Below are 22,662 nucleotides of genomic sequence, written 5' to 3' on the forward strand. Positions count from 1 at the left end.
TCTTCCGCGCTCAGGTCATCGGCGGTACGCGACGCAGTGGACGGAGCTCTCCACCGCGGCTGCCATGGCCTGCTGGCCCAGGGCGTTGGGGTGGGCGGGCGCGGTCGGGGCCGCCGCGACCAGGGGTTCGATCCAGCGCTCGCCGGCCGGCTTGCACATGTCGTGTCCGACCGTCGGGGTGTAGGTGTCGACGTAGGACGCCCCGTGCGCCGACGCCTGGTCCTCGATCATCGCGTTGAGCTTCTTCTCTGTGTCCCGCAGATAGGCGAAATCACCGGCCGCGAGCGGTACGGCGGAGCTGGTGCAGCCGACTCCGTCGTCCGGGAACAGGTCGGGATAGCCGACCACCACGACCTTGGCCCGGGGAGCCCGCTCGTGGACGGCGTCCAGGGCGGCGGCGATCTTGGGAGCGGTGTCGTCGACGCGCTGCGCCAGCCGGTCGGTGCCGTCGCTCGTGAAGAAGCTCTGGCACGGGTTGCCGGTCGGGTTCTTGGACGTCAGTCCGGCGCAGGTGGCCAGATTGCCGGAGAAGCCGATGTCGTTGCCGCCGATGGTCAGAGTGACCACGTCGGTGTCCGCGCCGAGGGCGTCCAGCTGGGGCGCCTTCGTGCCCTGGGGTCCGGCCAGGGCCGTCGTGGTGGCGCCCGAACAGCTGACGTCCGTCAGCTGCCAGTTCCGCGCCGCCGCGAGGAGCGACGGATAGTTCTGGTCGGACCGCGCGCACGTGGCATCGACCTGGGTCGGTATGCCGGGGCCGGAGGCGTACGAGTCGCCCAGCGCGACGTAGTTCACGGTGCGCGCGGTGTGCGTCGAGGCGCTCGCCGCCGTCGCCCCCGCGACGGACAGGGCCATCGCGCAACCCGCCACCGCGGCACCGCGCAGCAGGTTCCGCCGGCCGGGAGATCTCTTGCTCTGCTCGTTCAAGTCCGTCCATTCGTCGGGCCCCCGCGCCCGACGCCTGTCGGCGGCGGAGGCTTTGTCCTGGCGGGACTTGAAACGGCGCACGCGCCAAGGAGGTTCACTCACGGCTTCACCGGGTGCGTGTTCAGGCCTTATGCAGGGCCGACAGCGAAACGACAGCGAGGTTTTACGCCTCCCTGATCTCGATAAGGCCAAGCTCTCGACACCGTCTGAACGACGGTCATCCGCATCCCGTACCCCTTTGCAGACCCACAAATGCTTTCTTCTGGAAGGAACGTCAGCATGACCAGCGATTCGTTCGAACCCGTTACGGCGCCCTCCCGTCGCACCGCGTTGGCGGCGGTCGGCGCGGCGGGACTCGCCGTCGCGCTGACCGCGTGCTCGTCGAGCGACGACTCCTCGTCGGACTCCTCGGACACCTCGGGCTCCACCACCACGGCCGGCGCTTCCACCGCCCAGGGTGACGCCGGTGGCACCGAACTGGCGAAGACCACGGACATCCCCGAGGGCGGCGGCAAGATCTTCGCCAGCCAGGGTGTGGTGGTCACCCAGCCGACGGCGGGCACCTACAAGGCGTTCTCGTCGAAGTGCACCCACCAGGGCTGTGCCGTGACCACGATCACCAACGGCGTCATCGGCTGCCCGTGCCACAAGAGCGAGTTCTCGATCACCGACGGCAGTGTGAAGCAGGGTCCCGCGACCCAGGCGCTGCCCGCCGAGCAGATCACCGTGACCGGGGACTCCATCACGCTGGCGTGACGGTCAGCGTCGATCGGCCCTGCGCGGTCGTTTGAAGCAGCCCAGCACCTCGTCCGTGGTCGCGACCGTAGCGACCAATGCGAGGGTGTTGCGGATCATCGCGGGGGTGTACTCCGAGGGCACCCCCGCGATGGCGTCCTTCGGTACGACGACGGTGTAGCCGCGGTTGACGGCGTCGAACACCGCGTTGGGGATCGCCACGTTGGCCGAGACGCCGGTGACGATCAGGGTGCGGCAGCCCAAGTTCCGTAGCAGCGCGTCGACTTCGGTGCCCTGGATCGGTGACAGGCCGTGCAGCCGTCGTACGACGAAGTCCTCCTCGGCGACCTCGATCGGGGGTGCCACGCGGACCGCCGCGGTGCCCGAGAGCTGCTGGACGGGCAGGCGTTCGGCGGCGCGGAACAGGCGGGCGTTGTGGTTCGCGCCCCGGCCGTCCGGGCGGCGTTCGGCGAGGGCGTGGATCACCTGGACCCCGCCCTCGTGCGCGGCGGCGACCAGCCGGGCGACATTGGCGAGTGCGCCCGACGAGCGTGCGGCGAGGGCGAGTTCGGGCAGCGCACTGTCCGGGCCGACCACGCCCTGTTGACATTCGACGGTGAGCAGGGCAGTGCTCACCGTGTCGAGGATCTCACTGAGTTGTGCGTGCGACGGCATGGCTCTCCCTTGTCGTCGACGGCCGGGGCGGGTGACAGTAACGAGCATCGCGTGCGTTCGGAAGACGACCGGCGCCCATCCGGCCACATTTCCTGACGTACCGTCAGAAGCGGCTGCCCGCCGCTCGCGCCGTTGCCGAAGGGGATCGCATGACCGCCACTCAGCGTCGAGGCCGGAAGATCATGATGACACCCGAGGAGCTGGACGAGTTCCTCGCCGCCGAGCGGACCTGCCGCGTCGCGACCGTCTCCGCCGACGGGGCCCCGCACGTCAGCCCGCTGTGGTTCGCCTGGGACGGCACCTCGCTCTGGCTGTACTCGATCACCCGCAGCAAGCGCTGGGCCGACCTGCGCCGCGACCAGCGCGTCGCCGTGGTCGTCGACGGGGGGCACGCCTACGACGAGCTGCGGGGCGTCGAGCTGTCCGGGACCGTGGAGTTCGTGGGCGAGTCCCCGCGCACGGGTGAGCCGCAGCCCGAACTCGTCGCGGTGGAGAAGCTGTTCGCGCAGAAGAACTTCGGCCTGGACGCGATGCCCTACGACGGCCGGCACGCCTGGATTCGGCTGACGCCGGACACGGTCACGTCCTGGGACTTCCGCAAGTTGGCGGCGCTGTAGGGGAGATCGCCGGGCTGGGCACACGTCGGCGGCTCTCCGGGCGGACTGGCCCCGCCACGCGCACACCGGCTGCCCTGACGGCGAGCCGCCCGCGCTGCCCGCAAGTCGCCAGCCCTGCCCGCGACTTGCCCCGGGCAGGCCGTCAGACGACCGTCTCGGCCGCTGCCCGCAGCGCCGCGACCGCCGCGCGGATGGAGGGGCGGCGGTCGGCGTCCGCGCGCCAGACGACGTAGACATGCCGGCTCACCCGCTGCTTCAGCGGGACGGTGACGACCCCGGCGGGCATCGGGCTGCGGCCCAGCAGAGGCGCGATGCAGACGCCCAACCCGGCCGCCACCAGCCCCAGTTGGGTGTGCGTCTCGGCGGCGCGGTGGCCGATGATCGGCTCGATGCCCCGGGAGCGCAGGGTGAACATCAGCCACTCGTGGCAGAACTCGCCCTCGGCCCAGGTGATCCACTCGTCCTCGGCGAACTCCCCGAGGTCCACCTCCTCACGGCCCGCCAGCGGATGTCCGGCCGGCATCGCCACATCGGCGGGGTCGTCCAGGATCGGCGCCTTGACCAGGCCGTCGGGCAGCGGCATCGGCTTGTTGTACCAGTCGAGGACGACCGCGAGGTCGAGATCGCCGCGCACGACGCCCGCGATACCGCTCTCCGGCTCCAGTTCGGTGGAGCGGACGCGCAGCGCGGGGTGCTCGGCGCGCAGCGCGGCGAGTGCGGCGGGGAAGAGACCGCGGGCGGCGGTCGGAAACGCGGAGAGCCTCAACTCGCCCACCACCTGGCCGCGTTGGGCCTCCAGATCCGCCTGGGCCAACTCCACCTGGGACAGGATCCGGCCCGCGTGCTCGGCGAGCAGCCGGCCGGCGTCGGTGAGCCGCACTCCCCGTCCGTTCTTGGCGAGGAGCTGCTGTCCCACCTCCCGCTCCAGCTTGGACATCTGCTGCGACACGGCCGAGGTCGTCACATGCAGCCCCTCGGCCGCACCACTGACCGAGCCGTGCCGGGCCAGGGCGTCCAGGGTGCGCAGCCGCTCCAGGTTCAACATGTAAGCGATGCTACGAGAAACCCGGAGTCGCGTCCCGCTCGCGCTACAAGGTCACGCCCTTACGCGTAGCCGCGCATCGGCGTCCGGCCGCACGCGGAGGCGATCGCCTCCGCCAGCCGCCCGGTCTCGTCGGCCGTCAGGGTCGAGACGGTGATCCGGATGCCGGGCGGTGCGCTCATCCGGAAGCGGGCGCCGGGCGCCACGGCCCAGCCCGCGTGGAGGAGGCGGGAGACCGCGCCGGTCTCGTCCGGTACCGGGATCCAGACGTTGAGGCCGCTGCGGCCGTACGCCGCGACCCCGTGGTCGGCGAGCGCGGCGATCAGCGCGTCGCGGCGGCGGCCGTAGGCGGCGGCCACGGCCGGGGTGTCCACCGCGCCGTCGGCCCAGAGCCTGGCAACGGCGCGCTGGATGATCCGGCTGACCCAGCCAGGACCGAGGCGCTGGCGGCCACGGACCCGGTCGAGGGTGACGGTGTCCCCGGTGAGCACGGCGAGGCGCAGATCGGGGCCGTAGGCCTTGGCCGCCGAGCGCACGAAGGCCCAGTGACGGGTGGCGCCGGCCAGCGGGTGCAGGGGCTGGTCGACGATGCCGTGGCCGTGGTCGTCCTCGATCAGCAGGGTCTCCGGGTGGTCGCGGAGCACGGAACGCAGGGCACGCGCGCGCGTGGCGCTCACCACGGCTCCGGTGGGGTTCTGCGCCCGGTCGGTGACGATCAGGGCCCGCGCGCCGGACGCCAGCGCGGCGCGCACGTCGTCGGGGTGCGGTCCGTCGTCGTCGACGCGGACGGGGGTGACGCGCAGGCCGAGCGCCGGTACGAGGTCGAGCAGGCTGCCCCACCCCGGGTCCTCGACGGCGACGGTGTCACCGGGCTTCAGATGGGCGGCGAGGACGCGCTCGATGGCGTCCAGCGACCCGGAGGCGACGGCCACGGGGCCGGCCGGCACACCGTCCGCGTCCAGCGCGGCCCGCGCGATGCGTGCCAGCTCCGGTTCGACCGGGTCGTCGCCGTACATGACCGGTTCCCGGTCGGAGAGTTCGGCGGCCCAGGCGAACGCCCCGGCGAGGGAGGGCAGCAGGGCGGGATCCGGATTTCCGTGCGACACCTCGCGCACCCCCTCCGGCACCTCCACACGGATGTGCTCCCGCCCGGTCGTGGCCGGCTTCGGCCGCACCCGGCTGCCGCGCCGCCCGGCGGTCTCGATGACCCCGCGCTCCCGCAGGGTCCGGTACGCGGCCGCGACCGTATTGGGATTCACCCCCAGCTCTACGGCCAACTCCCGCATCGGCGGCAGCAGTTGCCCCGGCTCCAGCTCTCCCGAGCCCACCGCGCGCTCGACGTCGGCAGCGATGTCGGCTGCGCGTCGCCCTTCGATCCGGTATTCTCCTAGCACAAAGCTAACTATGCACTAGTGCAATACACATCGCAACTCGAACACCGATGAACACGGAGAACGTCATGCAGGGGACGACGACGCAGCCGATACCGCAGCCCGCGGCGTACACACCGACCGACCTGACCGTGCCCACGCGTTCCGCGGAACGGGCGTCGTACGACAAGGAGTTGGTGCACGCGATACTGGACACGGCCTACGTCTGTCATCTCGGCTTCGTGCGCGACGGCCGGCCGGTCGTGCTGCCGACGTTGTTCGGGCGGGTCGGGGAGCGGCTGTACGTGCACGGTTCGACGGGTGCGCGTCCGCTGCGGATGACGGGGAAGGCCGACCCGGGGCTCCCGGTGTGCCTGACGGTCACCCACGTCGACGGTCTCGTCCTGGCCCGCTCCGCCTTCCACCACTCGATCAACTACCGCTCCGTGGTGGTGCACGGCATCGCCCACCAGGTGACGGACCCCGAGGAGAAGCGGACGGCGCTGGACGCGCTGGTCGACCATGTCGTGCCCGGCCGTTCGGCGGACTCGCGGCCCGGCAACAAGAAGGAACTCGCCGCCACCATGGTGATCCGCCTCGACCTCGACGAGGTCTCCGCCAAGCTCCGCACCGGCGGCGCGAACGACGAGCCCGAGGACCTGGACCTCCCCCACTGGGCCGGCGTCCTCCCCCTGAACACCGGTTACGGCACCCCGCTCCCGAACGACGACCTGTCCCCCGGCATCGAACTCCCCGGCTACCTGGCGGAGTTGTGATGCTGATCCACCCCTGGGACGCACCCCACGACGACACCGAGTGGCAACACTGGCTCGCCGCCCACGACTTCGGCCAACTGGCCGTCAACGGACCACCCGGCGAACCCCCGTTGATCCAGCCCCTCCACTTCGCCTACGACCCCGAGCGCGGCGAGGCGGTCACCCACCTGGCCCGCCCCAACCCCCTGTGGCCGGCGCTGGAGTCGAACCCCCAGGTGGTGCTGAGCGTCGTCGACGACTACGTGTTCATCCCCGGCCCCTGGCAGGCGGACCCGGACGTCCCACCGGAACACGGCGTCCCGACCAGCTTCTACGCGGCCGTCCAACTCCGCTGCACCGCCCACCTCGTGGACGACCCGACCGAGAAGGCGACCCTCCTCAACCGCCAGGTCGGCCACTTCCAGCCCGAGGGCGGCACCACACCGGTCGCCCCCGGCGAGCCCCCGAACGGCCGCCTGCTGTCCGGCATCCGCGCCGTACGCCTCGAAGTCACCGGCGTACGGGCCAAGTTCAAGTACGCGGGCAAGCGGTCGGCGGAGGTCCAGGACCGCATCGCGGCGGGACTTGCGGGGCGGGGCGGGGTGCGGGACGACGTGGCGCGGGGGCATTTGCTGCGGCGGCGGGAGGGGTGAGGCGGGGGTGGGCATGAGGGTGAGAGTGCCGGTGCCGGTGCCGCCTGCGGTCAGCCGAAGTAGAGCTCGACGTGTTTGTCCAGACAGAGCCTCATGACGACGACCAGTCGGCGGGCGTCAGCGAGATGGCGTTGCAGAACGGGGTCGCTGCCATCGTGCTGGCGTCGCTCGACGATTGCTTCCAGTCGGGGCAGCATGGCCGCGCATTGGGCGGGTGTGAACTCGGAGACGACGTCGTCCGGATGGTCGAGCAGCGGTTCCAGCGCGGTGGTGACGCTGTTCCACTGACGGTCTCCGCCGAAGCCGTGCATCTCGTCGAGGTCGAAGCCCTCGGCCTGCGCCAGCCATTGCCTGAACTCGGCGAAGCCTCTGTAGGACCACTCGGCGTCCGGGCTGGTCACGTCGCCGTCCGCGGGGTAGAGCATGAGCCCCATCAGGTCCTCCTTGCCCGTGCTCGGCTTGAGCCTAGGCGGCCGTTTCCCGACGGGACAACTCCCTTTCGGGGCCGCCGATCGCGACCGGTTCCTCCGAGCCCTTCGTCGGAGCCGAGGACTGGGCGATGAACGCGCCGAGCAGGACGACCGCTCCGCCGATGATCTGCGGGGCGGAGAGGTGTTCGCCGAGGAGGATCCAGGCGAGGACCGTCGCGATGACCGCTTCGAGGCAGGCGACGACGCCGGCGACCTGTGGGGAGAGGCGGCGGACGGAGACGACTCCGGTGACGTAGGCCAGGACCGTGGCGATCAGGACGATCCAGGCGAGGAGGAGCGCGGCCGGGACCGCGTTGCCGTTCATGTGGGCGTCGCCCTTGAGGACGGACCAGGGCATGGTCCAGGGGCGGGCCACGGCGGTGAGGACGAGGGCGCCGACGAGCAGGCCGTAGGCGATCACGCCGAGCGGGTCGGGGACCTCGGTGCCCGCGTCGCTGCCCTGGTCGGAGAGGACGAAGTAGCCGACCTGGCAGCAGGCCGCGGCGAGCGCGAGCAGCAGGCCGACGGCGTCGAAGCTCAGGCCCGACCACACCTCGACGACGCAGGCGAGGCCGCCGGCCGCGAGGACCACGCCGAGCGCGGCGGCGCGGGTGACCGGACGCCGCTGCACGAACCGGACCCAGCCGAGCACGAGGGCCGGTGCGAGGTACTCGACGAGCAGGGCGACACCGACGGGTATGCGGGAGATCGCGGCGAAGTAGCAGGCCTGGACGCCCGCGACGGCGAGCAGTCCGAAGCCGAGGAGCAGTGCGGGGCGGCTCCGGACGAGTGCGCGGTGGCGCACGGCGAGCGGCAGCATCACCAGGGCGGCGCCTGCCACCCGCAGCCACACCACGTGCAGCGGGTCGAGGCCCGCCTCGATCAGCGGTTTGGCCGCGACTCCGGATCCCCCGAAGGCCAGCGCGGACCCGAGCGCCAGACCGAGCCCGACACCCTTCGCCCCACCGGCGGCACTGCTCTCAGACGTATGCACGGCCACATGATGACAGGGGATGACATGAGCGTCACCCCCGTTGACACCTGTCTCAGCGCGTGGACGGCCTCCGCGCGGTGGGCGGCTCGCTCGGTCAGCAGCCCGGCTCGCCGCCCGTGACGTACTCCCCCGGCCGGCTCTCGATCCACACCAGCACCTCGGGGGACTCGATGCCCGCGCGGTGGAGGACCTCGACGGCGCGGGCCTCGGGGTCCGCGACGAGTGCGGCGAGGAGGTCGATGCCGCCCGCCAGGTCGTCGTCGCGGAGTTCGGCGCGCTCACAGGCGTACTCGAGGGCGCCCGCGGCCAGCGGCGACCAGCCCTCCGCCGCCGGGATCACGGGGATCGCGCCGGAGTCCTCGACGCTGCCCTGCCAGCGCAGGCCGTAGCCGATGCTGCGCTGCACCAGGTAGCCGAGCAGCCGGGCGATCTGGGGGCCGTCACCGAAGACGGCACGTGCCTCGGGATCCGACTCCAGGAGGCTGTGCAGCAGATGGGCCGTGTCGATCTGCCGGTCCCCGTCCCGCAGGGCCCGGCGGCGGGCGCCCGCCACCACCGCTGCCAGCTCTGCACTGAGCCTGGCATCGTTGTCCGCGCGGTGAATGCCCTGCTCGCGGTTCGACTGCCTGGGAATACGGGGTTGCACACTCTTACCCCATCAGTCCCCCGCATCGAGGTCATCCCCGGAGGGGAGCATTTCGGCATCCCACACAGAGTGGACTCCGGGCGACGAGATCTCCTCCTTATGGATGAGATCACGCGCCTCAACCCCGAGAGGCGCGCGCCGCCTTGCCGCGCGCCCCGTGCGCAACCGCTCTGCACCGGGCGTACGTCTTTCGCGAACGTGGAGAGCAGGTGCTGGCTGGTGGCGCTGCCGGCGGTCGACGGCAGGCAGTACGTGTACCGGGTGTACGCCCCGGAGGACGCACTGCCCGCCGACCTGTTCTGGGACGCGTGGCACTGCCACGACGAGAGCGCCCACCCGCGCGCGTGGGATCTCTTCGACGCGGCGGTGATACGGCGCGTGGGCTGAGGCCGACGAGGTCGGTACGCTCCGAACGCGGCCGCTGCGGACACTTCCTGACGGTTCATCAGTATTGAATGTTGCGCGCCCTGCGGCTACGTTCCGCGACACCGTAGCCCGACAGCACCGTAGCCCGACAGGAAGAGGTGGTCGTATGGCCGAAATCAGCGCGGAGGCACGCATCGAGGCCCCGGCCGAGAAGGTGTGGACCCAGCTCACGGACTGGTCCGCGTACGGCGAGTGGAACACGACCCACACCAACTTCCCCAAGGGCGGCCCCGAGAGCCTCGAAGCGGGCGCGACCTTCCAGGAGAACATGAAGCTGATGGGCTTCCCGGCGGAGGTCGAGTGGACCGTCGAGGAGGTGGAGGCGGCCCGGGTGCTGGCTATCCGCGGCAAGGGCCCGATGGCCGTGAACGTCGCCACCCGCTACACGCTCACACCCGACGGCGACGCCACGACGGTCCGTATCGACGGCGAGTTCACGGGTGCGGCGGTGACGTTGATGGCGGGCAAGCTGAAGGACTCGGGGACGGCCGCCCTGAACGAATCGCTGCGCAAACTGGGCGGGCTGGTGGCCTGAGGAAGGCACCGGGGCACCGCAGGAACGGGAACGCGCACAGGGAAGGCGCCCCACGGAACTCCCGTGGGGCGCCTTGACCTGCTGCCCTTTCCGACCCCGAGGACATCAGTCCTCGTCGGCCAGGATCAGGTACAGCTTCTTGCGGGCGTCGTTGATGACGGTCAGCGCCTTCTCGCGCTGCTCCTTGCTGCCGGTCTTCCAGACCTGCCCGAAGGCCTCCATCAGACCGAAGCCGGCCTGGCGGATCTCACTCAGGGCCTCCCAGTCGACACCTCGGGAAGCCTCTTCCCAGGGCGCGTCCGGACCTTCCTCGGCCGCGGTACGGCCGGCGTCGGTGAGCGAGAAGAGCTTCTTGCCGCCCTCCGTCGCGCTGGCGATCAGGCCCTCGTCCTCCAGCAGCTGCAGGGTGGGGTAGACCGAGCCGGGGCTCGGCTTCCACGCGCCGCCGCTGCGCTCGGCGATCTCCTGGATCATCTCGTAGCCGTGCATCGGCCGGTCCTTGAGGAGGGCGAGGATCGACGCGCGTACGTCACCGCGCCGTGCCCTGCCTCGCGGGCCGCCGCGCCCTCGTCCGCCCCAGGGGCCGGGACCGAAGCCCGGTCCGAAGCCGGGGCCACCGGGACCGCCCGGGCCACCCGGACCGAAGGGTCCGAAAGCCGCACGCCGCCCGTCGGGGCCGCCCCGGCCGCGCCGGGGGTGGCCTTCCTGTCCATGTCCACGCTCGTATCCGTGGGTACGCATCGCAATCACTCCATTCCATCGTTGATCTGTCGCGATGCGTCAACGATATATCGGAACCGATCGGATGACAAGCCCTGAAAAATTCTCGGTTGATCCGGCCTTGGACGCATGGCTGACTGGATGACCATGCATGCCGACCAAGTGGACGTGACCAGCGAAATCGTCGCGGCCCTGATCCAGGAACAGTTCCCCCACTGGAGCGGCCGGGCGATCCAGCCCCTGTCGACGACAGGGACGGTCCACGCCATCTTCCGTATCGGCGACGACCTCTCCGCGCGTTTCCCGCTGCGGCCGGCCGCTGCAGACGAGGTGCTGGCAGTGCTGGAACGGGAGGCCCTGGCGAGCGCGGAGCTGGCCCAGGTGTCCCGGTTCCCCGTCCCGGAACCCGTCGCCCTGGGCAAGCCCGGAGCGGGTTACCCCATGCCGTGGTCCGTCCAGACCTGGCTGCCGGGGACCATCGCCCTCGACGCCGACCCCAGCGGCTCGGACGCCTTCGCCGAGGACCTCGCGGCCTTCATCGCATCCCTGCGGGACACCGAGACACGGGGTCGGATCTTCGACGGCGACAATCGCGGCGGCGTCCTCGCCCACCACGACGACTGGATGGCACAGTGCTTCGAGGAGAGCGCGGGGCTGCTGGACGTGCGCCCGCTGCGCCGACTGTGGGTCCACTTCCGGGAATTGCCACGCACGAGCGCCGACGTGATGAGCCATGGTGACCTGATCCCCGGCAACGTCCTGGTCGCCGGAGACCGCCTCGGCGGCGTCCTGGACACCGGCGGCTTCGGCCCGGCCGACCCCGCACTGGACCTGGTCAGCGCCTGGCACCTGCTGCGGCCGGGCCCCCGGGACGTGCTCCGGCGGGCACTGGGCTGCGACGACCTGGAGTGGGAGCGCGGCAAGGCTTGGGCGTTCGAACAGGCGATGGGCCTCGTCTGGTACTACACCGAGACCAACCCGCCGATGAGCAGGATGGGGCGCCGGACGCTCGACCGGATTCTGGGGTCGATGGACTGACGGTCATCCGCGCCGACGGTCCCGGCTCCGCTCCAGCAACCAGTCGTCGACCACCCCGAAGTCGGCCCCGGTGAGGCCGGTCGTCGAATCCACGCGGTGGAGGAGGGCGTGTCCACCGTGATGGGCCGACACCCAGGCGTGGTCGAGGTCGGTGATCTCGTCGTCGACCCAGACGAAGGGGCGGCCCGCCGCGGCTCGGACGAGGGCTCGGGTCTTCCAGTTGAGTACGTCGGGCTCGTACTCCTGCGGTGGGTCCGGGAGTTCGGCCACCGGGAAGCGCGGCAGTCCGAGGAGCGGGGACAGCACCTCATTCGCGTACTCCATCCACGCGGTGGCCCAGATCAGCTCGCAGGGCAGTGCCAGCAGACGCGGAACATGGTCCGTGTCGATCTTCGCCAGTTGGGGGTTCGACGTGCCCTGCCAGTCCACCCACCCCTGAGGACTCGACGGAATCCGCGCGCCGCCGAGGGGCAGGAGCGTTCCGTCGACGTCCAGGAAAAGCAGCGGGCGTTCCGCCCGTTCGGTCAGGGATCCCCCCTCTAAAGTCGCCCGCATGACCGAGCCCTCCTACCTCGCCGCGATCCGGGAGTCGTACGACACCGTCGCCGCCGACTACGTCCAACTCGTCAAGAATCCGGCCGAGTTGGACCCGCTGTCACGGGCGATGCTGGCCGCGTTCGCGGAGACCGTGCGGTCGGCGGGGCTCGGTCCGGTGGCGGACCTGGGGTGCGGGCCCGGCAAAGTCACCGCGTATCTGGCGGAGTTGGGGGTGCCGGTCTTCGGCATCGACCTGTCCCCGAGGATGATCGAGCTGGCCCGTCGCGCCTACCCGGAGCTGACCTTCACCGTGGGCTCGATGACCGCGCCGGAGATCGGCGACGGTGAACTGGGCGGTGTCCTCGCCTACTTCTCCACCCATCACACCCCGCCGGACCAACTGCCGGTCGTGTTCGGCGAGTTCCACCGCACCCTCGCGCCCGGCGGCCAGCTGATGCTGGCCGGCCACGTGGGAGAGGGCGAACTCCGGCGCCCGACGCAGGCGTACGGCGGGCATCCCGTGTCCTACGAGTCCCATCTGATCCCGCCGGAGCGGATCGCCGAGTTGCTGGAGCGGGCCGGGTTCGCGATCACCGCCCGGTTGATCCAGGAACCCACGGCGGAATCGAAGAGGACGTACGCCACCGTCCTGGCGCGGAAGCCGGAGCACCCGTCGCCGTCGTAGCGGCCGCCCTTCGGAGCGACCCAGCACGGCAGCGCCGGATCAGTACCGGACCGCCGATTCGAGGCCGCACCGCCTGACCGGTCCAGCACCACCAGCCCCGGTCCACCGCCACGAGATCGGCCCAGCACCGCAGAAGCCACCCCCGCACGACCGATTCAGTCCGGCACCGCGACCCGACCCCGCACTGCCGGCCGGACTCCACACCACCGGCCCGATCCAGCACCGCAGAACCACTCCCGCACGACCGAATCAGTCCAGCACCGCCGACCCGACCCCGCACCACCGGCTCGATCGAGCACCACCGACCCGACCCAGCACGACCGGCCCGACCCCGCGCCACCGAACCGGCCGCGCACCCCCACCCCACCCCCACACCGCCGCACCACCCCGCCCCCGAATCAGTCCACCATCCCCGAATTGGCCTTGGCCCGGCAGGCCAGAGTCCCTCTAGCGTCAAAGCATGCGGATTCGAATCGTCGACGCGTTCACCGACCGCCCCTTCGCCGGCAACCCGGCCGGGGTCGTGCTGCTCGACGTCTTCCCGGAGGGCGACGACTGGTTGCAGAAGGTCGCGCTGGAGGTCAATCACGCCGAGACGGCGTTCGCGCACCCGCTGCCCGAGGGCGGGGCGGCCGACTGGGCGCTGCGGTGGTTCACGCCGGCCACCGAGGTCGCGATGTGCGGACACGCGACCCTCGCGACGGCCCATGTGCTGCACACCACCGGCGTCCACGAGGGCCCCGTGCGGTTCGCCACCCGGAGCGGTGTGCTCATCGCCACGCCGGCGCCGGACGGGTCGATCACCCTCGACTTTCCGACCGCCCCGCTCACCCCGGTCGAGATCCCGGACGGCGTCGCCGAGGCCCTGGGCGCCGAGGCGCTGACCGCCGTGGACACCGGGCCGAACGTCGGCGACCTGGTCGTCGAACTCGCCGACGAGAAGACCGTCGTAGGACTGACGCCCGACCACAAGGCGCTCGCCGCCTACTCCGAGCGCGGGATCATCGCGACCGCCCGCGCCGAAGACCCCACGCGGGGCTACGACTTCGTCTCCCGGTGCTTCTTCCCGAACGTCGGGATCGACGAGGACCCGGTCACCGGCAGCGCGCACACGGCGCTGGCTCCGTACTGGTCCGAGCGGCTCGGGCACACCACTCTCACCGGGCTTCAGGCCTCGCCCCGGTCCGGGCTCGTCCGTACCGAACTGCGCGGCGACCGGACCCTGTTGACCGGTCGCGCGGTCACCGTCATCGACGGCGAGCTGCTCGCCTGAACCTCAACAGACCTGCCGCTCAGGCGACTTACGCGGTCGGCAGCCAGCCCACCTTCCCCGCCAGCAGCGCATAGCCGACGAACGCCCCGATGTCGAGCAGGGAATGCGCCACGACCAGCGGGCCCACACGGCCCCAACGGCGGTACAGGTAGACGAAGACCACACCCATCACCATGTTGCCGACGAATCCGCCGATGCCCTGGTAGAGGTGGTAGCTACCGCGCAGTACGGAACTGGCCACCAGCGCGGTGCCCGGCGTCCAGCCCAACTGGCCGAGGCGGCGCAGGAGATAGCCCACGACGATCACTTCTTCGAGGATCGCGTTCTGCATAGCGGAGAGGATCAGGACCGGGTACTTCCACCAGACGTCGGGCAGCGCCTCGGGCACCACGGTGAGGTTGAAGCCGAGACCCCGTGCGGCCAGGTAGAACGCGATGCCGGTGCTGCCGATCACCGCCGCGATCGCCGCGCCGCGGCCCAGGTCGGGCCAGGGCCGGGTGCGGTCGAAGCCGATCGTGCGCAGGCTCGCGCCCTCCCGGAGGAGGAAGTGCGCGACGAGGGCGACGGGGACGAGGGCCGAGGCGATTCCGAAGAGCTGCCAGGCGAGATCCAGCCATGGACGGCCGGGCGCGGCCGAGGCGTTGAGGGTGGCCGCCTGGTCCTTGAGACCGCCCGGTTTCGTGACCGATCCGACAAAGCTGATCAGGGCGGACACTCCGCTCGCACCGAGCGAAAGCCCCAGAACGAGCAGTGCCTCGGACCGGAGAATCCGCCGTGTGGGCCGCTCCAGCGGAAAAGTTTCGGCCACCTGCCCTGCCTCCACCTGCACACCTGCCTTCAGTTCGGAAATCCCGCCTCATGCCCATCTTCGCCCCGCTAGGGTCTCGAAAGAACTTACGAAGATCGTGCGCGACAGGCCGTTGGGGGAGACGGAGGCACGAGGTTCAACAGGGAGGGGCACCACCGTCATGGGACGTCACAGCTTGCCCGATCCGCAGAGGGCGGGCGGCAGCGACCCCCGTCCTCGTGCGCGGCGCCGCAAGGTGGCCCTCGCCACGGTGCTCGTGCTGACCGTCGCCGGCGGTACCGCGGCCGCGGTGCAGAGTGGACTGCTCTCCTTCGGTTCCTCCTGCCGCAAGGACGCGGTACGTCTGAAACTGGCCGCCTCCCCCGACATGGCCCCCGCCCTGCGCGCGGCGGCCGGCAAGGCGCGCGACGAGAACATCACGTCCGACGGGCAGTGCCTGAACATCTCGGTGACCGCCCAGGAGTCGTACAAGTTCGCGGACACGCTCAAGTCGGGCAAGCACCCGGACGTCCAGGTGTGGGTGCCCGACTCGGAGTTGTGGGTGAACCAGGTCACGTCGGCCGCCGACTCGGACGCGACGGAGGCGACTCCCGCGGGCAACGTCGCCTCCACCCCGGTCGGTGTGGCGATGGTGCCGGCCGCCGCGAAGTCACTGGGGTGGCCGAAGAAGACGTACACCTGGCTGGACCTGGCCGGGGCCACCCTCCAGGACGACTCGCTGCGGCTGGGCGCGGCCGATCCGGCGCGCAGCGCGACCGGGCTGCTCGCGCTGACGCAGCTCAGTACGGCCGCAGCCAAGGTCAAGGGCGGTGACACGCAGGCGGCGGCGATGATGAAGACGCTGTCGCAGCGGATCTCGGACACCGACAGCCAGGTCCTGGACACCCTGCCGCGCGACTCCTCGGGCACCGAGCAGGGCAATCCGAAGCGCAACCAGGCGCTGGTGCTGAGCGAACAGTCGGCGTTCGCGTACAACGGGTCCGACGGCGGCGGGAGTTTGGACCTGTTCTATCCGAAGGACGGCTCTCCCCGGCTGGACTACCCGTACAACCTGGTGGACCGGGAGCGGCTGACGACGGACGAGAGCCGGGCCGCGATCCGGTTCATGACGTTTCTGAGCCAGCCCGCGCAGCAGAGACTGATGGAGAAGTACGGCTTCCGCACCGACGACGAGGACGCGCCGAAGGCGGTGGTCGCCAAGGCCGGCGGCAGCAGTCCCCAGCCGTACGCCGTGGCGCCCGCCGAGCCTGCCTCCGACGCGGCGCTCCAGGAGGCCCTGGGGACGTGGACGATCACGGTGCAGAGCGCGCGGATCACCACGGTCGTGGACGCGTCGTCGTCGATGTCGGAGCCGGTGCCGGGGACCGGGCAGTCGCGGATGGACGTCACCAAGGCGTCGCTGCTGCAGGCGCTGGCCACGTTCACGCCCGAGGACGAGATCGGACTGTGGGAGTTCTCCACGAAGCTCGACGGCGACAAGGACTACCGCGTCCTGGTGCCGACCGAGCGGCTCGGCGACCGTGTGGGCGGCGGCACCCAACGGGACCGGCTGTCGGCGGCGTTCGGGAGTCTGAAGCCGGTGCCGAACGGGGCGACGGGGCTCTACGACACGACGCTCGCCGCGTACAAGGCGGCCACGTCCTCTTATACGGACGGGAAGTTCAACGCGCTGGTGATTCTGACCGACGGGGTCAACCAGGACCCGGGCAGCATCTCGCGCACCACGCTCCTCAAGGAACTGCGCCAACTCGCCAGCCCGGAGCGGCCGGTGCCGCTGATCATGATCGCGGTGGGTCCCGAGGCCGACAAGGAGGAGGCCCGGCAGATCGCCGAGGCGACCGGCGGCTCGGGCCACGAGGTGAGCAACCCCGCGCAGATCCAGTCGGTGATCCTCCAGGCCATCGTGGCGGCGGGCGCGGCGGGAGCCTCCGCCGACTCGGGCTGAGACAAAGGCGGTTCACCCCAGCGGTGCCGGTTCGGGGAGGCCCACCGGCCACGTGTGCACCGGCTCACCGAGGTGCATCAGCTCGCTGTAGCGGCGGGTCGTCGCGGCGAAGGCGGCTTCTCTGGTGAGGCCCTGTTCGAGGGCGCGGTGGAAGGTGGCGGACTGCCAGGTCGCGCCGTTGGCCCGGCGTCGGCAGCGTTCGTCGATCACGCCCAAGTACAGGTCCCGGTCGGCCGGTTCGACCCCCCAGGCGTCGAGTCCGGCCTCGGCGAGCGGCAGGAGTTCGTCGCGTACGAGGGCCACGGCGTCGATCTCGGTGGTGCCGCCGAGCCGTCCGCGCCGGGGCCAGAGCAGGCGGGCGTCGATGCCGTGGCGGCACGCGGTGTCGAAGTTGGCGGCGGCGGCCTCGAAGGGCAGCCGGGTCCACACCGGCCGTGACTCCTCGGCGAGGGCGCGGACGACGCCGTAGTAGAAGGCCGTGTTGGCGATGACGTCGGTGACGGTGGGGCCCGCGGGCAGGACGCGGTTCTCGACGCGCAGATGCGGGACGCCGTCGGCGATGCCGTAGACCGGGCGGTTCCAGCGGTACACCGTGCCGTTGTGCAGGACGAGTTCGGCGAGGGTGGGGATGCCGCCGGCGTCGAGGACGTCGAGGGGTTCCTCGTCGTCGTGGACCGGGAGCAGCGGCGGGAAGTAGCGGAGGTTCTCCTCGAAGAGGTCGTACGCCGAGGTCACCCAGCGTTCGCCGAACCAGGTGCGGGGGCGGACGCCCTGGGCCTGGAGTTCGGGCGGGCGGGTGTCGGTGGCCTGCTGGAAGAGCGGCGGGCGGGACTCGGGCCACAGCTCGCGGCCGAACAGGAAGGGCGAGTTGGCGCCCACGGCGACCTGCGCGGCGGCGACGGCCTGGGCCGCGTTCCACACGTCGGCGAAGCGGTCCGGGGTGACCTGGAGGTGCAACTGCACGGAGGTGCAGGCGGCTTCGGGGGCGATGGAGCCCGAGGTGCAGGTGAGGTGCTCGACGCCGTCGATGTCGAGGACGAAATCCTCGCCCCGGGCGGCCACGATCTGATCGTTGAGCAGGGTGTAGCGGTCGACCGCCGAGAGGTTCGAGGAGACCAGGTCGTCCCGATCGAGCGTGGGCAGAATGCCGATCATCACTATTCCGGCGTCGACCTCGCCCGCTTTCCGGTGGGCATATGCCAGTGACGTACGGATCTCCTCGGCGAGCCGGTCGAATACCCGGCCCTCCAATCGATGTGGGGCAATGTTGACTTCCAGATTGAACATGGCGAGTTCTGTTTGGAAATCTCGGCTCGCGATGCGTTCGAGGACTTGTGCATTCAACATTTTCGGCATGCCGTCGGTGCCCGCGAGGTTGAGTTCGATCTCCAGCCCCATGAGGTTCCTGGGGCGGTCGAACCGCTTCTCGGCCAGCAGCCGCTCTAGCCCCGTCAGGCACCGTCGCAGCTTGGCGCGGTAGCGCTGGCGGTCGGCGAGCTCGAACGGCCCTGCCACGACCTTCTCCCCCATCGAAGCCTCACCTCCTCGTCCCGGGTAGGAAGGATGATGCCCAGACCTGGCGATCGATAACGTCCCGCGGCGGCCCGGCGCCCGCTACTCTGGTGCGAAGTGACCCGCGGCACATTCACGAGGCATGGGGCGGTGCGCGTTCCGCGCGCAATGCGGGCCTCGTGAAAAACGCCGACGAGAATTGGCCGACCGCATGGGTGACATATCCCGAGGTCATCGCCGTTTTCCCGGTTCGGAACCGGGATGATTCCCGCGAATCGCTGGCCGAATGGTCCCTTGTTGTTCATACGGGAAACGGTTAGACGAAACACCGTCTGAACACGTGTCGTATAAACTCCGCGAACAAGGCAGAAGGTTGGCGCCACGGTCCTGGAACCTGCCGTCGAGGTGACGTGCGGCAGGCCGCACCCATGTTCACAGCACCCCCGGCCCCCGCCTCTCTGACCCCGAGAGCTGACAGCGCCGTCCGCCCCCGTCCCGCCCTCGCGCCACCGTGCCTGTCGAATGAGAGGCGACCCACCATGCCGCTGCATGTCCCCCCGGCTCCCGCGCCCGCACTGCGCTCCGTTCTCACGGCACTCGGTTCCCCCACCGCCGTCCGCGAGGCCCGAACCCCCTCCCTGCGCGCGGCCCAGGGGCCCGCCACACCCGAACTCCCGCTGCCCGTCCACGTACTTGACCGTGTGACGCCGGAGGGGACGGCCGTCACCTCGCTGGCCGGGTGGCGTTTCCTGATCCGCTGCGGCGACCGCGCGGTCGCCGCCGCCGAGACGATGCTGACCCCCGACGGCTGGGCGTTCTCGCACTTCTTCGAGGGCCCGTACATCGCCGCCACCGAGCGGGCGCTGCGCCAGGCCGAGAACATGAAGGGCGCCTACCAGCCGCGGCTGCTCTCCGTGCCCGGCCTCTACATGCTCACGCTGTGGCTGCACGGCGATCTCACCGCGGACGGCGCCGGCGGCCACCCCGCCGCGACCGATCTGCTGGTCCCACTGGCCCCGGCACCACCCGGCATCGCGGCCCACCGTCCGCACCGGGTCGCCGAGTTGCTGCCGGTGCTGACTCATCGGGTGACTCCGGCGCCGCTACTCAGTTCACCCGCCTGACTTCTCTCCGCTGTCACTCCCGTACCCCGTCACCGAATTCCCGGTGGCGGGGTACGATCGCGTTTCCGATCCTCTTTATGCTCGTAACGCTCGTACGAGCAGGAAATAGCTCGTACGAGCCGGGAATTGGGATGAACCGTCCGCGCGGGTGATGCGTCATCAACCTGTGAGAAGCGGTGCCGCTAAATCCCTGCGGATTGACGCCCGTGGGGCAACACTGGGTTCGGACCAACTCAACACCACGGGGGACGGACATGACCACAACAGAGCGAGAGATCCCACCAATGTGCAAGCACCAGCCACCGTGTCCCACAGCCGAATCAGCCGACCGGGAATCCGCCCGCCTCATGGCGAGCCATCCCGAACAGGGCTGGAGCCTGCTGTGCAACGGCGTTCTCCTGTTCGAGGACACCGGTGAGCTCCTGCCCGACGGCCAGATCATCGCCCCACACCGCCAGGTGATGACTGCCGCTTGAGCAATTCAGGAACATGAGGGGCCGGCCGCACACACGAGGTGCGCACCGGCCCCGACGCATATCCGGGACTGATCACTCCGCGTAGTCGACCCGTAGTCGACCGCTATCCGAGCGCCTCCCGCAGCGCGAAATAGGCGGGCTTGGGCACGAACTGTTCGTCCCACGGAAGAGCCGCGCCCTCCCCCGGGAAGAACGCCGGAATCCACGAATACTTGTCCGTGTAATCCCATACGGTCACGCCCACACACCGGCGCACCGCGAGGCACGCCCCGGTCAGGTCCCGGTACCAGTCGGCCTGTTCCGCCAACTTGGCGTCGGTCGCCGGGAGTTGCATCCGTACGTCGACCTCGGTGAGCGCGGTGTCGAGCCCGAGGCGGGAGAAGCGGCGGAGGTTGTCCTCGAGGGTCGCCGGATAGCCGTACTGGAGAGCCAGGTGCGCCTGGAGCCCGATGCCGTCCAACGGCACGTGCTGGGCCCTGAGTTGCTTGGCGAGGGCGTAATAGGCGTCGCTCTTGGGGCCGGTCGCCTCGATGTTGTAGTCGTTGAGGTACAACTTCGCGTGCGGGTCGGCCTGGTGGGCCCAGCGCAGCGCGTCGGCGATGTAGCCGGGGCCGAGCGTCCGGTACCAGAGGGTGTCGCGGTAGGTGCCGTCCTCGTTGAAGGCCTCGTTGACGACGTCCCACGAGTACACCTTGCCGCGGTAGTGCCGCACCTCGGTGATGATGTGCTTCTTCAGTACGGCCCTGAGCGCGTCCGCCGTCCAGGTCCCGGACGTGAGCCAGTCGGGCAACTGGCTGTGCCAGACCAGGGTGTGGGCGCGGACCCGCTGGTGGTTGGCGCGGGCGAGGTTCACGATCTGGTCGCCGTTCGTCCAGTCGAAGACGCCCTGTTGCGGCTCGGTGGCGTACCACTTCATGCCGTTGCCGGGGGTGATCATGTCGAACTCGCTGCCGAGGATCGACGTGTACGCGGTGTCGGTCAGCTCGGGGTTGTCGGTGGCGCTGCCGAAGTAGCGGCCGTGGCGCTCGGCGAGTTGGGCGAGGGTGGGCTGTTTCTCCCGGGCCTGCGCGGGCGGGCCGGCGGCGATCCCCGCGGCGAGGAGGAGAGCGGTGAGCGCGCCCGCGAGTCTCAGTCTGTTTCTGGGCATGGTGCGACTCCTGTCCATGGATGAGCAGTACGTCGGTTGGCGCCGGTGCCGGTGCAGGTCGAAACTTTCGGAATCCATCCAGAAAGTTGTGCTACTGCCGCTCGTAGTCGAACCAGTCGAAGGCCGCCGTGCCCTCGGTGACGTACATGCCGATCACTCGGCCGGTGAAGCCTCCGGCGACCTGGGTGGAGAGATAGCGGCCGTCCAACTCGGCGAGTTCTACGGCTCCTTCGGGGCCCTCGACGGAGAAGGTGAGGGTGTCGGGGCCGCGCGTGCCGGTGTCGGCGGTGCTGATCGAGACGGCGAGGGTGACCGGACCGGGCGGCAACGGCTGCTCCACGACCCGCTGCCGGACCGGGCCGATCCGCGCGACCACGCTCACCGCTCCCCCGGCGACCTCGATGTCGTAGTGATGGGCCTCGTCCATGCGGACGGAGAGTCCGGCGCGCCCGGAACCGGGGTCGATGCGGACCGCCGCCCGGCAGTCGGGGTGCTGCTGTCGCCGTCCGAGGAAGACGGGGCCGGCCTGCGCGGAGAGGGTCAGCCACCCCGGCCGCTCGGTCGACGACCAGCTGCCGTCGGGCCGGTTGCGCGGGGAGATCCAGGAGAAGGCGAGGGTCTGGGCGTCGAAGTCGTCTCGCACGGCCGGGAGTTGGAAGGGGTGCCAGGCCTCCGGTGCCGGGTGCTGTTCCCGTACCGGGCCGACCCGTGGCCAGCCGTCCACCCATTCCACCGGGGTCAGGAACGTCTCGCGGCCCAGCACATGGAAGCCGGGGAACCAGCCCCGGGGGCGGGTGCCGAGCAGCACCATCCACCAGGTGCCGTCGGGGGCCGTGACCAGGTCGGCGTGGCCGGTGCTCTGGATGGGGAGGTCGGTGCTGCGGTGGGAGAGGATCGGGTTCGTGGGGGCCGGTTCGTAGGGGCCGCGCGGGGAGCGGGCGCGGGCGATCGAGACGCTGTGGCCGTGTGCGGTGCCGCCCTCGGCCAGCATCAGGTACCACCAGTCGCCGACGCGGTAGAGGTGCGGGGCCTCCGGGTGCTGGAGTCCGGTACCGGACCAGACGGGGAACGGGCCCTCCAGGACCTTGCCGGTCGTGGGGTCGATGGCCGCGACCTTCACCCCGGCGACCGCGCACCAGCAGGTGCCGTCCTCGTCCCAGGCCAGGTCGGGGTCGATGCCCGGCACGTCGACGAGCACCGGGTCCGACCAGGGACCTTCGGGGCGGTCGGCGGTGACGAGGAAGTTGCCCTTGCCGCGCACGTCGGTGGTGATGAGGTAGAAGCGGCCGTCGTGGTGGCGGAGGGTCGGGGCGTAGATTCCGGCCGAGGCGGGGGTGTCGTCCGGCAGGTCCAACTGGCTCGGCCGGTCAAGGGCGTTGCCGATCTGGCGCCAGTGCACCAGGTCCCGGCTGTGGAAGAGCGGGACGCCGGGGAAGTACTCGAAGCTGGAGCACGCGAGGTAGTAGTCCTCGCCGACCCGGCACACGCTGGGGTCGGGATGGAACCCGCCGATGACCGGGTTGTCGTACGTCCGCATGGGTGTCCGCCCTCCGTC

The 22,662-nt window shown here is 70.6% G+C and carries 25 protein-coding genes; 12 read left to right on the forward strand and 13 right to left on the reverse strand.

What is annotated here, in order from left to right; all coding sequences use genetic code 11:
* Nucleotides 1-15: 15 nt before the first annotated feature.
* Nucleotides 16-852, reverse strand: a complete 837-nt coding sequence (locus SSP08S_RS28585; RefSeq protein ID WP_043259765.1) for an SGNH/GDSL hydrolase family protein — start codon at nucleotides 850-852, stop codon at nucleotides 16-18.
* Between the two features lie 351 nt (nucleotides 853-1,203).
* Between SSP08S_RS28585 and SSP08S_RS28590 the strand changes: the two genes are divergently transcribed.
* Nucleotides 1,204-1,680: a Rieske (2Fe-2S) protein gene (locus SSP08S_RS28590; RefSeq protein WP_019071071.1), complete on the forward strand. Its 477-nt coding sequence runs from the start codon at nucleotides 1,204-1,206 to the stop codon at nucleotides 1,678-1,680.
* 3 nt (nucleotides 1,681-1,683) lie between these two features.
* Here the strand turns inward: SSP08S_RS28590 and SSP08S_RS28595 are convergent, their stop codons facing one another.
* Nucleotides 1,684-2,334: a cysteine hydrolase family protein gene (locus SSP08S_RS28595; protein WP_019071072.1), complete on the reverse strand. Its 651-nt coding sequence runs from the start codon at nucleotides 2,332-2,334 to the stop codon at nucleotides 1,684-1,686.
* Between the two features lie 149 nt (nucleotides 2,335-2,483).
* Between SSP08S_RS28595 and SSP08S_RS28600 the strand changes: the two genes are divergently transcribed.
* Nucleotides 2,484-2,951 (forward strand): pyridoxamine 5'-phosphate oxidase family protein, encoded by a 468-nt coding sequence (locus tag SSP08S_RS28600; RefSeq protein WP_026178903.1) that lies wholly within the window; start codon nucleotides 2,484-2,486, stop codon nucleotides 2,949-2,951.
* Nucleotides 2,952-3,093: 142 nt separating this feature from the next.
* Here SSP08S_RS28600 and SSP08S_RS28605 read toward each other — a convergent pair whose 3' ends face one another.
* Together SSP08S_RS28605 and SSP08S_RS28610 are read right to left on the reverse strand one after the other, a co-directional pair.
* Entirely contained in the window at nucleotides 3,094-3,996 is a 903-nt protein-coding gene (locus tag SSP08S_RS28605; protein ID WP_019071074.1) for a LysR family transcriptional regulator, read from the reverse strand.
* 59 nt (nucleotides 3,997-4,055) lie between these two features.
* Complete coding sequence (locus SSP08S_RS28610; protein ID WP_026178904.1) at nucleotides 4,056-5,387, reverse strand: aminotransferase class I/II-fold pyridoxal phosphate-dependent enzyme; 1,332 nt, start codon at nucleotides 5,385-5,387, stop codon at nucleotides 4,056-4,058.
* Nucleotides 5,388-5,452: 65 nt separating this feature from the next.
* Here SSP08S_RS28610 and SSP08S_RS28615 point away from each other — a divergent pair, with 65 nt between their 5' ends.
* Nucleotides 5,453-6,139, forward strand: a complete 687-nt coding sequence (locus SSP08S_RS28615; RefSeq protein WP_026178905.1) for a pyridoxamine 5'-phosphate oxidase family protein — start codon at nucleotides 5,453-5,455, stop codon at nucleotides 6,137-6,139.
* On the forward strand, nucleotides 6,139-6,771 hold the full coding sequence (locus SSP08S_RS28620) for an FMN-binding negative transcriptional regulator (protein ID WP_019071077.1): 633 nt from the start codon (nucleotides 6,139-6,141) through the stop codon (nucleotides 6,769-6,771). The genes SSP08S_RS28615 and SSP08S_RS28620 overlap by 1 nt, the downstream gene beginning before the upstream one ends.
* Nucleotides 6,772-6,821: 50 nt before the next feature.
* Here SSP08S_RS28620 and SSP08S_RS28625 read toward each other — a convergent pair whose 3' ends face one another.
* The 3 genes from SSP08S_RS28625 to SSP08S_RS28635 form a co-directional block, all read right to left on the reverse strand.
* A complete protein-coding gene (locus SSP08S_RS28625; RefSeq protein ID WP_019071078.1) occupies nucleotides 6,822-7,205 on the reverse strand; it encodes a hypothetical protein in 384 nt (127 codons plus the stop codon).
* A gap of 31 nt (nucleotides 7,206-7,236) precedes the next feature.
* On the reverse strand, nucleotides 7,237-8,241 hold the full coding sequence (locus SSP08S_RS28630) for an EamA family transporter (RefSeq protein WP_019071079.1): 1,005 nt from the start codon (nucleotides 8,239-8,241) through the stop codon (nucleotides 7,237-7,239).
* Nucleotides 8,242-8,329: 88 nt separating this feature from the next.
* Nucleotides 8,330-8,881, reverse strand: a complete 552-nt coding sequence (locus tag SSP08S_RS28635; protein ID WP_026178906.1) for a Clp protease N-terminal domain-containing protein — start codon at nucleotides 8,879-8,881, stop codon at nucleotides 8,330-8,332.
* Between the two features lie 219 nt (nucleotides 8,882-9,100).
* On the opposite strand from SSP08S_RS28635, the gene SSP08S_RS62595 reads away from it, so the two are divergent.
* Together SSP08S_RS62595 and SSP08S_RS28645 are read left to right on the forward strand one after the other, a co-directional pair.
* A complete protein-coding gene (locus SSP08S_RS62595) occupies nucleotides 9,101-9,268 on the forward strand; it encodes a hypothetical protein (RefSeq protein WP_019071081.1) in 168 nt (55 codons plus the stop codon).
* 145 nt (nucleotides 9,269-9,413) lie between these two features.
* Nucleotides 9,414-9,842: a type II toxin-antitoxin system Rv0910 family toxin gene (locus SSP08S_RS28645; RefSeq protein WP_019071082.1), complete on the forward strand. Its 429-nt coding sequence runs from the start codon at nucleotides 9,414-9,416 to the stop codon at nucleotides 9,840-9,842.
* Between the two features lie 105 nt (nucleotides 9,843-9,947).
* Here the strand turns inward: SSP08S_RS28645 and SSP08S_RS59625 are convergent, their stop codons facing one another.
* Nucleotides 9,948-10,583: a PadR family transcriptional regulator gene (locus SSP08S_RS59625; protein WP_026178907.1), complete on the reverse strand. Its 636-nt coding sequence runs from the start codon at nucleotides 10,581-10,583 to the stop codon at nucleotides 9,948-9,950.
* 120 nt (nucleotides 10,584-10,703) lie between these two features.
* Between SSP08S_RS59625 and SSP08S_RS28655 the strand changes: the two genes are divergently transcribed.
* Nucleotides 10,704-11,600 carry an aminoglycoside phosphotransferase family protein gene (locus SSP08S_RS28655; RefSeq protein ID WP_043259766.1) on the forward strand — a complete coding sequence of 299 codons (897 nt, stop codon included), beginning with the start codon at nucleotides 10,704-10,706 and terminating at the stop codon, nucleotides 11,598-11,600.
* Between the two features lie 3 nt (nucleotides 11,601-11,603).
* Here SSP08S_RS28655 and SSP08S_RS28660 read toward each other — a convergent pair whose 3' ends face one another.
* Nucleotides 11,604-12,155 (reverse strand): HAD domain-containing protein, encoded by a 552-nt coding sequence (locus SSP08S_RS28660; protein ID WP_019071085.1) that lies wholly within the window; start codon nucleotides 12,153-12,155, stop codon nucleotides 11,604-11,606.
* Here SSP08S_RS28660 and SSP08S_RS28665 point away from each other — a divergent pair.
* Nucleotides 12,154-12,822, forward strand: a complete 669-nt coding sequence (locus SSP08S_RS28665; protein ID WP_019071086.1) for a class I SAM-dependent methyltransferase — start codon at nucleotides 12,154-12,156, stop codon at nucleotides 12,820-12,822. The genes SSP08S_RS28660 and SSP08S_RS28665 overlap by 2 nt on opposite strands.
* Before the next feature lie 460 nt (nucleotides 12,823-13,282).
* Nucleotides 13,283-14,095, forward strand: coding sequence for a PhzF family phenazine biosynthesis protein (locus SSP08S_RS28670; protein WP_019071087.1), 813 nt, complete (start codon nucleotides 13,283-13,285; stop codon nucleotides 14,093-14,095).
* Between the two features lie 28 nt (nucleotides 14,096-14,123).
* On the opposite strand, the gene SSP08S_RS28675 is transcribed toward SSP08S_RS28670, so the two are convergent.
* On the reverse strand, nucleotides 14,124-14,924 hold the full coding sequence (locus tag SSP08S_RS28675) for a CPBP family intramembrane glutamic endopeptidase (RefSeq protein ID WP_019071088.1): 801 nt from the start codon (nucleotides 14,922-14,924) through the stop codon (nucleotides 14,124-14,126).
* Nucleotides 14,925-15,063: 139 nt separating this feature from the next.
* Here SSP08S_RS28675 and SSP08S_RS28680 point away from each other — a divergent pair, with 139 nt between their 5' ends.
* Nucleotides 15,064-16,848, forward strand: a complete 1,785-nt coding sequence (locus tag SSP08S_RS28680) for a substrate-binding and VWA domain-containing protein (RefSeq protein ID WP_026178909.1) — start codon at nucleotides 15,064-15,066, stop codon at nucleotides 16,846-16,848.
* Between the two features lie 12 nt (nucleotides 16,849-16,860).
* On the opposite strand, the gene SSP08S_RS28685 is transcribed toward SSP08S_RS28680, so the two are convergent.
* The gene (locus SSP08S_RS28685) at nucleotides 16,861-18,378 is read right to left on the reverse strand and encodes a glutamate-cysteine ligase family protein (protein WP_019071090.1); all 1,518 of its coding nucleotides are present in this window, start codon (nucleotides 18,376-18,378) and stop codon (nucleotides 16,861-16,863) included.
* A gap of 521 nt (nucleotides 18,379-18,899) precedes the next feature.
* Between SSP08S_RS28685 and SSP08S_RS28690 the strand changes: the two genes are divergently transcribed.
* Both SSP08S_RS28690 and SSP08S_RS28695 read left to right on the forward strand, forming a co-directional pair.
* On the forward strand, nucleotides 18,900-19,484 hold the full coding sequence (locus SSP08S_RS28690) for a hypothetical protein (protein ID WP_019071091.1): 585 nt from the start codon (nucleotides 18,900-18,902) through the stop codon (nucleotides 19,482-19,484).
* Between the two features lie 284 nt (nucleotides 19,485-19,768).
* Nucleotides 19,769-19,960, forward strand: coding sequence for a DUF5999 family protein (locus SSP08S_RS28695; protein WP_026178910.1), 192 nt, complete (start codon nucleotides 19,769-19,771; stop codon nucleotides 19,958-19,960).
* A 103-nt stretch (nucleotides 19,961-20,063) separates the two neighbouring features.
* Here SSP08S_RS28695 and SSP08S_RS28700 read toward each other — a convergent pair whose 3' ends face one another.
* Together SSP08S_RS28700 and SSP08S_RS28705 are read right to left on the reverse strand one after the other, a co-directional pair.
* Nucleotides 20,064-21,107: an endo-1,4-beta-xylanase gene (locus SSP08S_RS28700; RefSeq protein WP_019071093.1), complete on the reverse strand. Its 1,044-nt coding sequence runs from the start codon at nucleotides 21,105-21,107 to the stop codon at nucleotides 20,064-20,066.
* Nucleotides 21,108-21,198: 91 nt separating this feature from the next.
* Nucleotides 21,199-22,644, reverse strand: a complete 1,446-nt coding sequence (locus tag SSP08S_RS28705; protein ID WP_019071094.1) for a glycoside hydrolase family 43 protein — start codon at nucleotides 22,642-22,644, stop codon at nucleotides 21,199-21,201.
* Between the last annotated feature and the right edge of the window lie 18 nt (nucleotides 22,645-22,662).

This window comes from Streptomyces hokutonensis, assembly GCF_000376565.1.
Classification (GTDB): Bacteria; Actinomycetota; Actinomycetes; order Streptomycetales; family Streptomycetaceae; genus Streptomyces; species Streptomyces hokutonensis.

Excerpts from the sequence above, each read along its gene's own strand:
- SSP08S_RS28585 (WP_043259765.1), bottom strand. The coding sequence starts at position 852 with ATGGCCCTGTCCGTCGCGGGGGCGACGGCGGCGAGCGCCTCGACGCAC.
- SSP08S_RS28590 (WP_019071071.1), top strand. The coding sequence starts at position 1,204 with ATGACCAGCGATTCGTTCGAACCCGTTACGGCGCCCTCCCGTCGCACC.
- SSP08S_RS28595 (WP_019071072.1), bottom strand. The coding sequence starts at position 2,334 with ATGCCGTCGCACGCACAACTCAGTGAGATCCTCGACACGGTGAGCACT.
- SSP08S_RS28600 (WP_026178903.1), top strand. The coding sequence starts at position 2,484 with ATGACCGCCACTCAGCGTCGAGGCCGGAAGATCATGATGACACCCGAG.
- SSP08S_RS28605 (WP_019071074.1), bottom strand. The coding sequence starts at position 3,996 with ATGTTGAACCTGGAGCGGCTGCGCACCCTGGACGCCCTGGCCCGGCAC.
- SSP08S_RS28615 (WP_026178905.1), top strand. The coding sequence starts at position 5,453 with ATGCAGGGGACGACGACGCAGCCGATACCGCAGCCCGCGGCGTACACA.
- SSP08S_RS28620 (WP_019071077.1), top strand. The coding sequence starts at position 6,139 with ATGCTGATCCACCCCTGGGACGCACCCCACGACGACACCGAGTGGCAA.
- SSP08S_RS28625 (WP_019071078.1), bottom strand. The coding sequence starts at position 7,205 with ATGGGGCTCATGCTCTACCCCGCGGACGGCGACGTGACCAGCCCGGAC.
- SSP08S_RS28645 (WP_019071082.1), top strand. The coding sequence starts at position 9,414 with ATGGCCGAAATCAGCGCGGAGGCACGCATCGAGGCCCCGGCCGAGAAG.
- SSP08S_RS59625 (WP_026178907.1), bottom strand. The coding sequence starts at position 10,583 with ATGCGTACCCACGGATACGAGCGTGGACATGGACAGGAAGGCCACCCC.
- SSP08S_RS28655 (WP_043259766.1), top strand. The coding sequence starts at position 10,704 with ATGACCATGCATGCCGACCAAGTGGACGTGACCAGCGAAATCGTCGCG.
- SSP08S_RS28665 (WP_019071086.1), top strand. The coding sequence starts at position 12,154 with ATGACCGAGCCCTCCTACCTCGCCGCGATCCGGGAGTCGTACGACACC.
- SSP08S_RS28660 (WP_019071085.1), bottom strand. The coding sequence starts at position 12,155 with ATGCGGGCGACTTTAGAGGGGGGATCCCTGACCGAACGGGCGGAACGC.
- SSP08S_RS28670 (WP_019071087.1), top strand. The coding sequence starts at position 13,283 with ATGCGGATTCGAATCGTCGACGCGTTCACCGACCGCCCCTTCGCCGGC.
- SSP08S_RS28680 (WP_026178909.1), top strand. The coding sequence starts at position 15,064 with ATGGGACGTCACAGCTTGCCCGATCCGCAGAGGGCGGGCGGCAGCGAC.
- SSP08S_RS28685 (WP_019071090.1), bottom strand. The coding sequence starts at position 18,378 with ATGGGGGAGAAGGTCGTGGCAGGGCCGTTCGAGCTCGCCGACCGCCAG.
- SSP08S_RS28690 (WP_019071091.1), top strand. The coding sequence starts at position 18,900 with ATGCCGCTGCATGTCCCCCCGGCTCCCGCGCCCGCACTGCGCTCCGTT.
- SSP08S_RS28695 (WP_026178910.1), top strand. The coding sequence starts at position 19,769 with ATGTGCAAGCACCAGCCACCGTGTCCCACAGCCGAATCAGCCGACCGG.
- SSP08S_RS28700 (WP_019071093.1), bottom strand. The coding sequence starts at position 21,107 with ATGCCCAGAAACAGACTGAGACTCGCGGGCGCGCTCACCGCTCTCCTC.
- SSP08S_RS28705 (WP_019071094.1), bottom strand. The coding sequence starts at position 22,644 with ATGCGGACGTACGACAACCCGGTCATCGGCGGGTTCCATCCCGACCCC.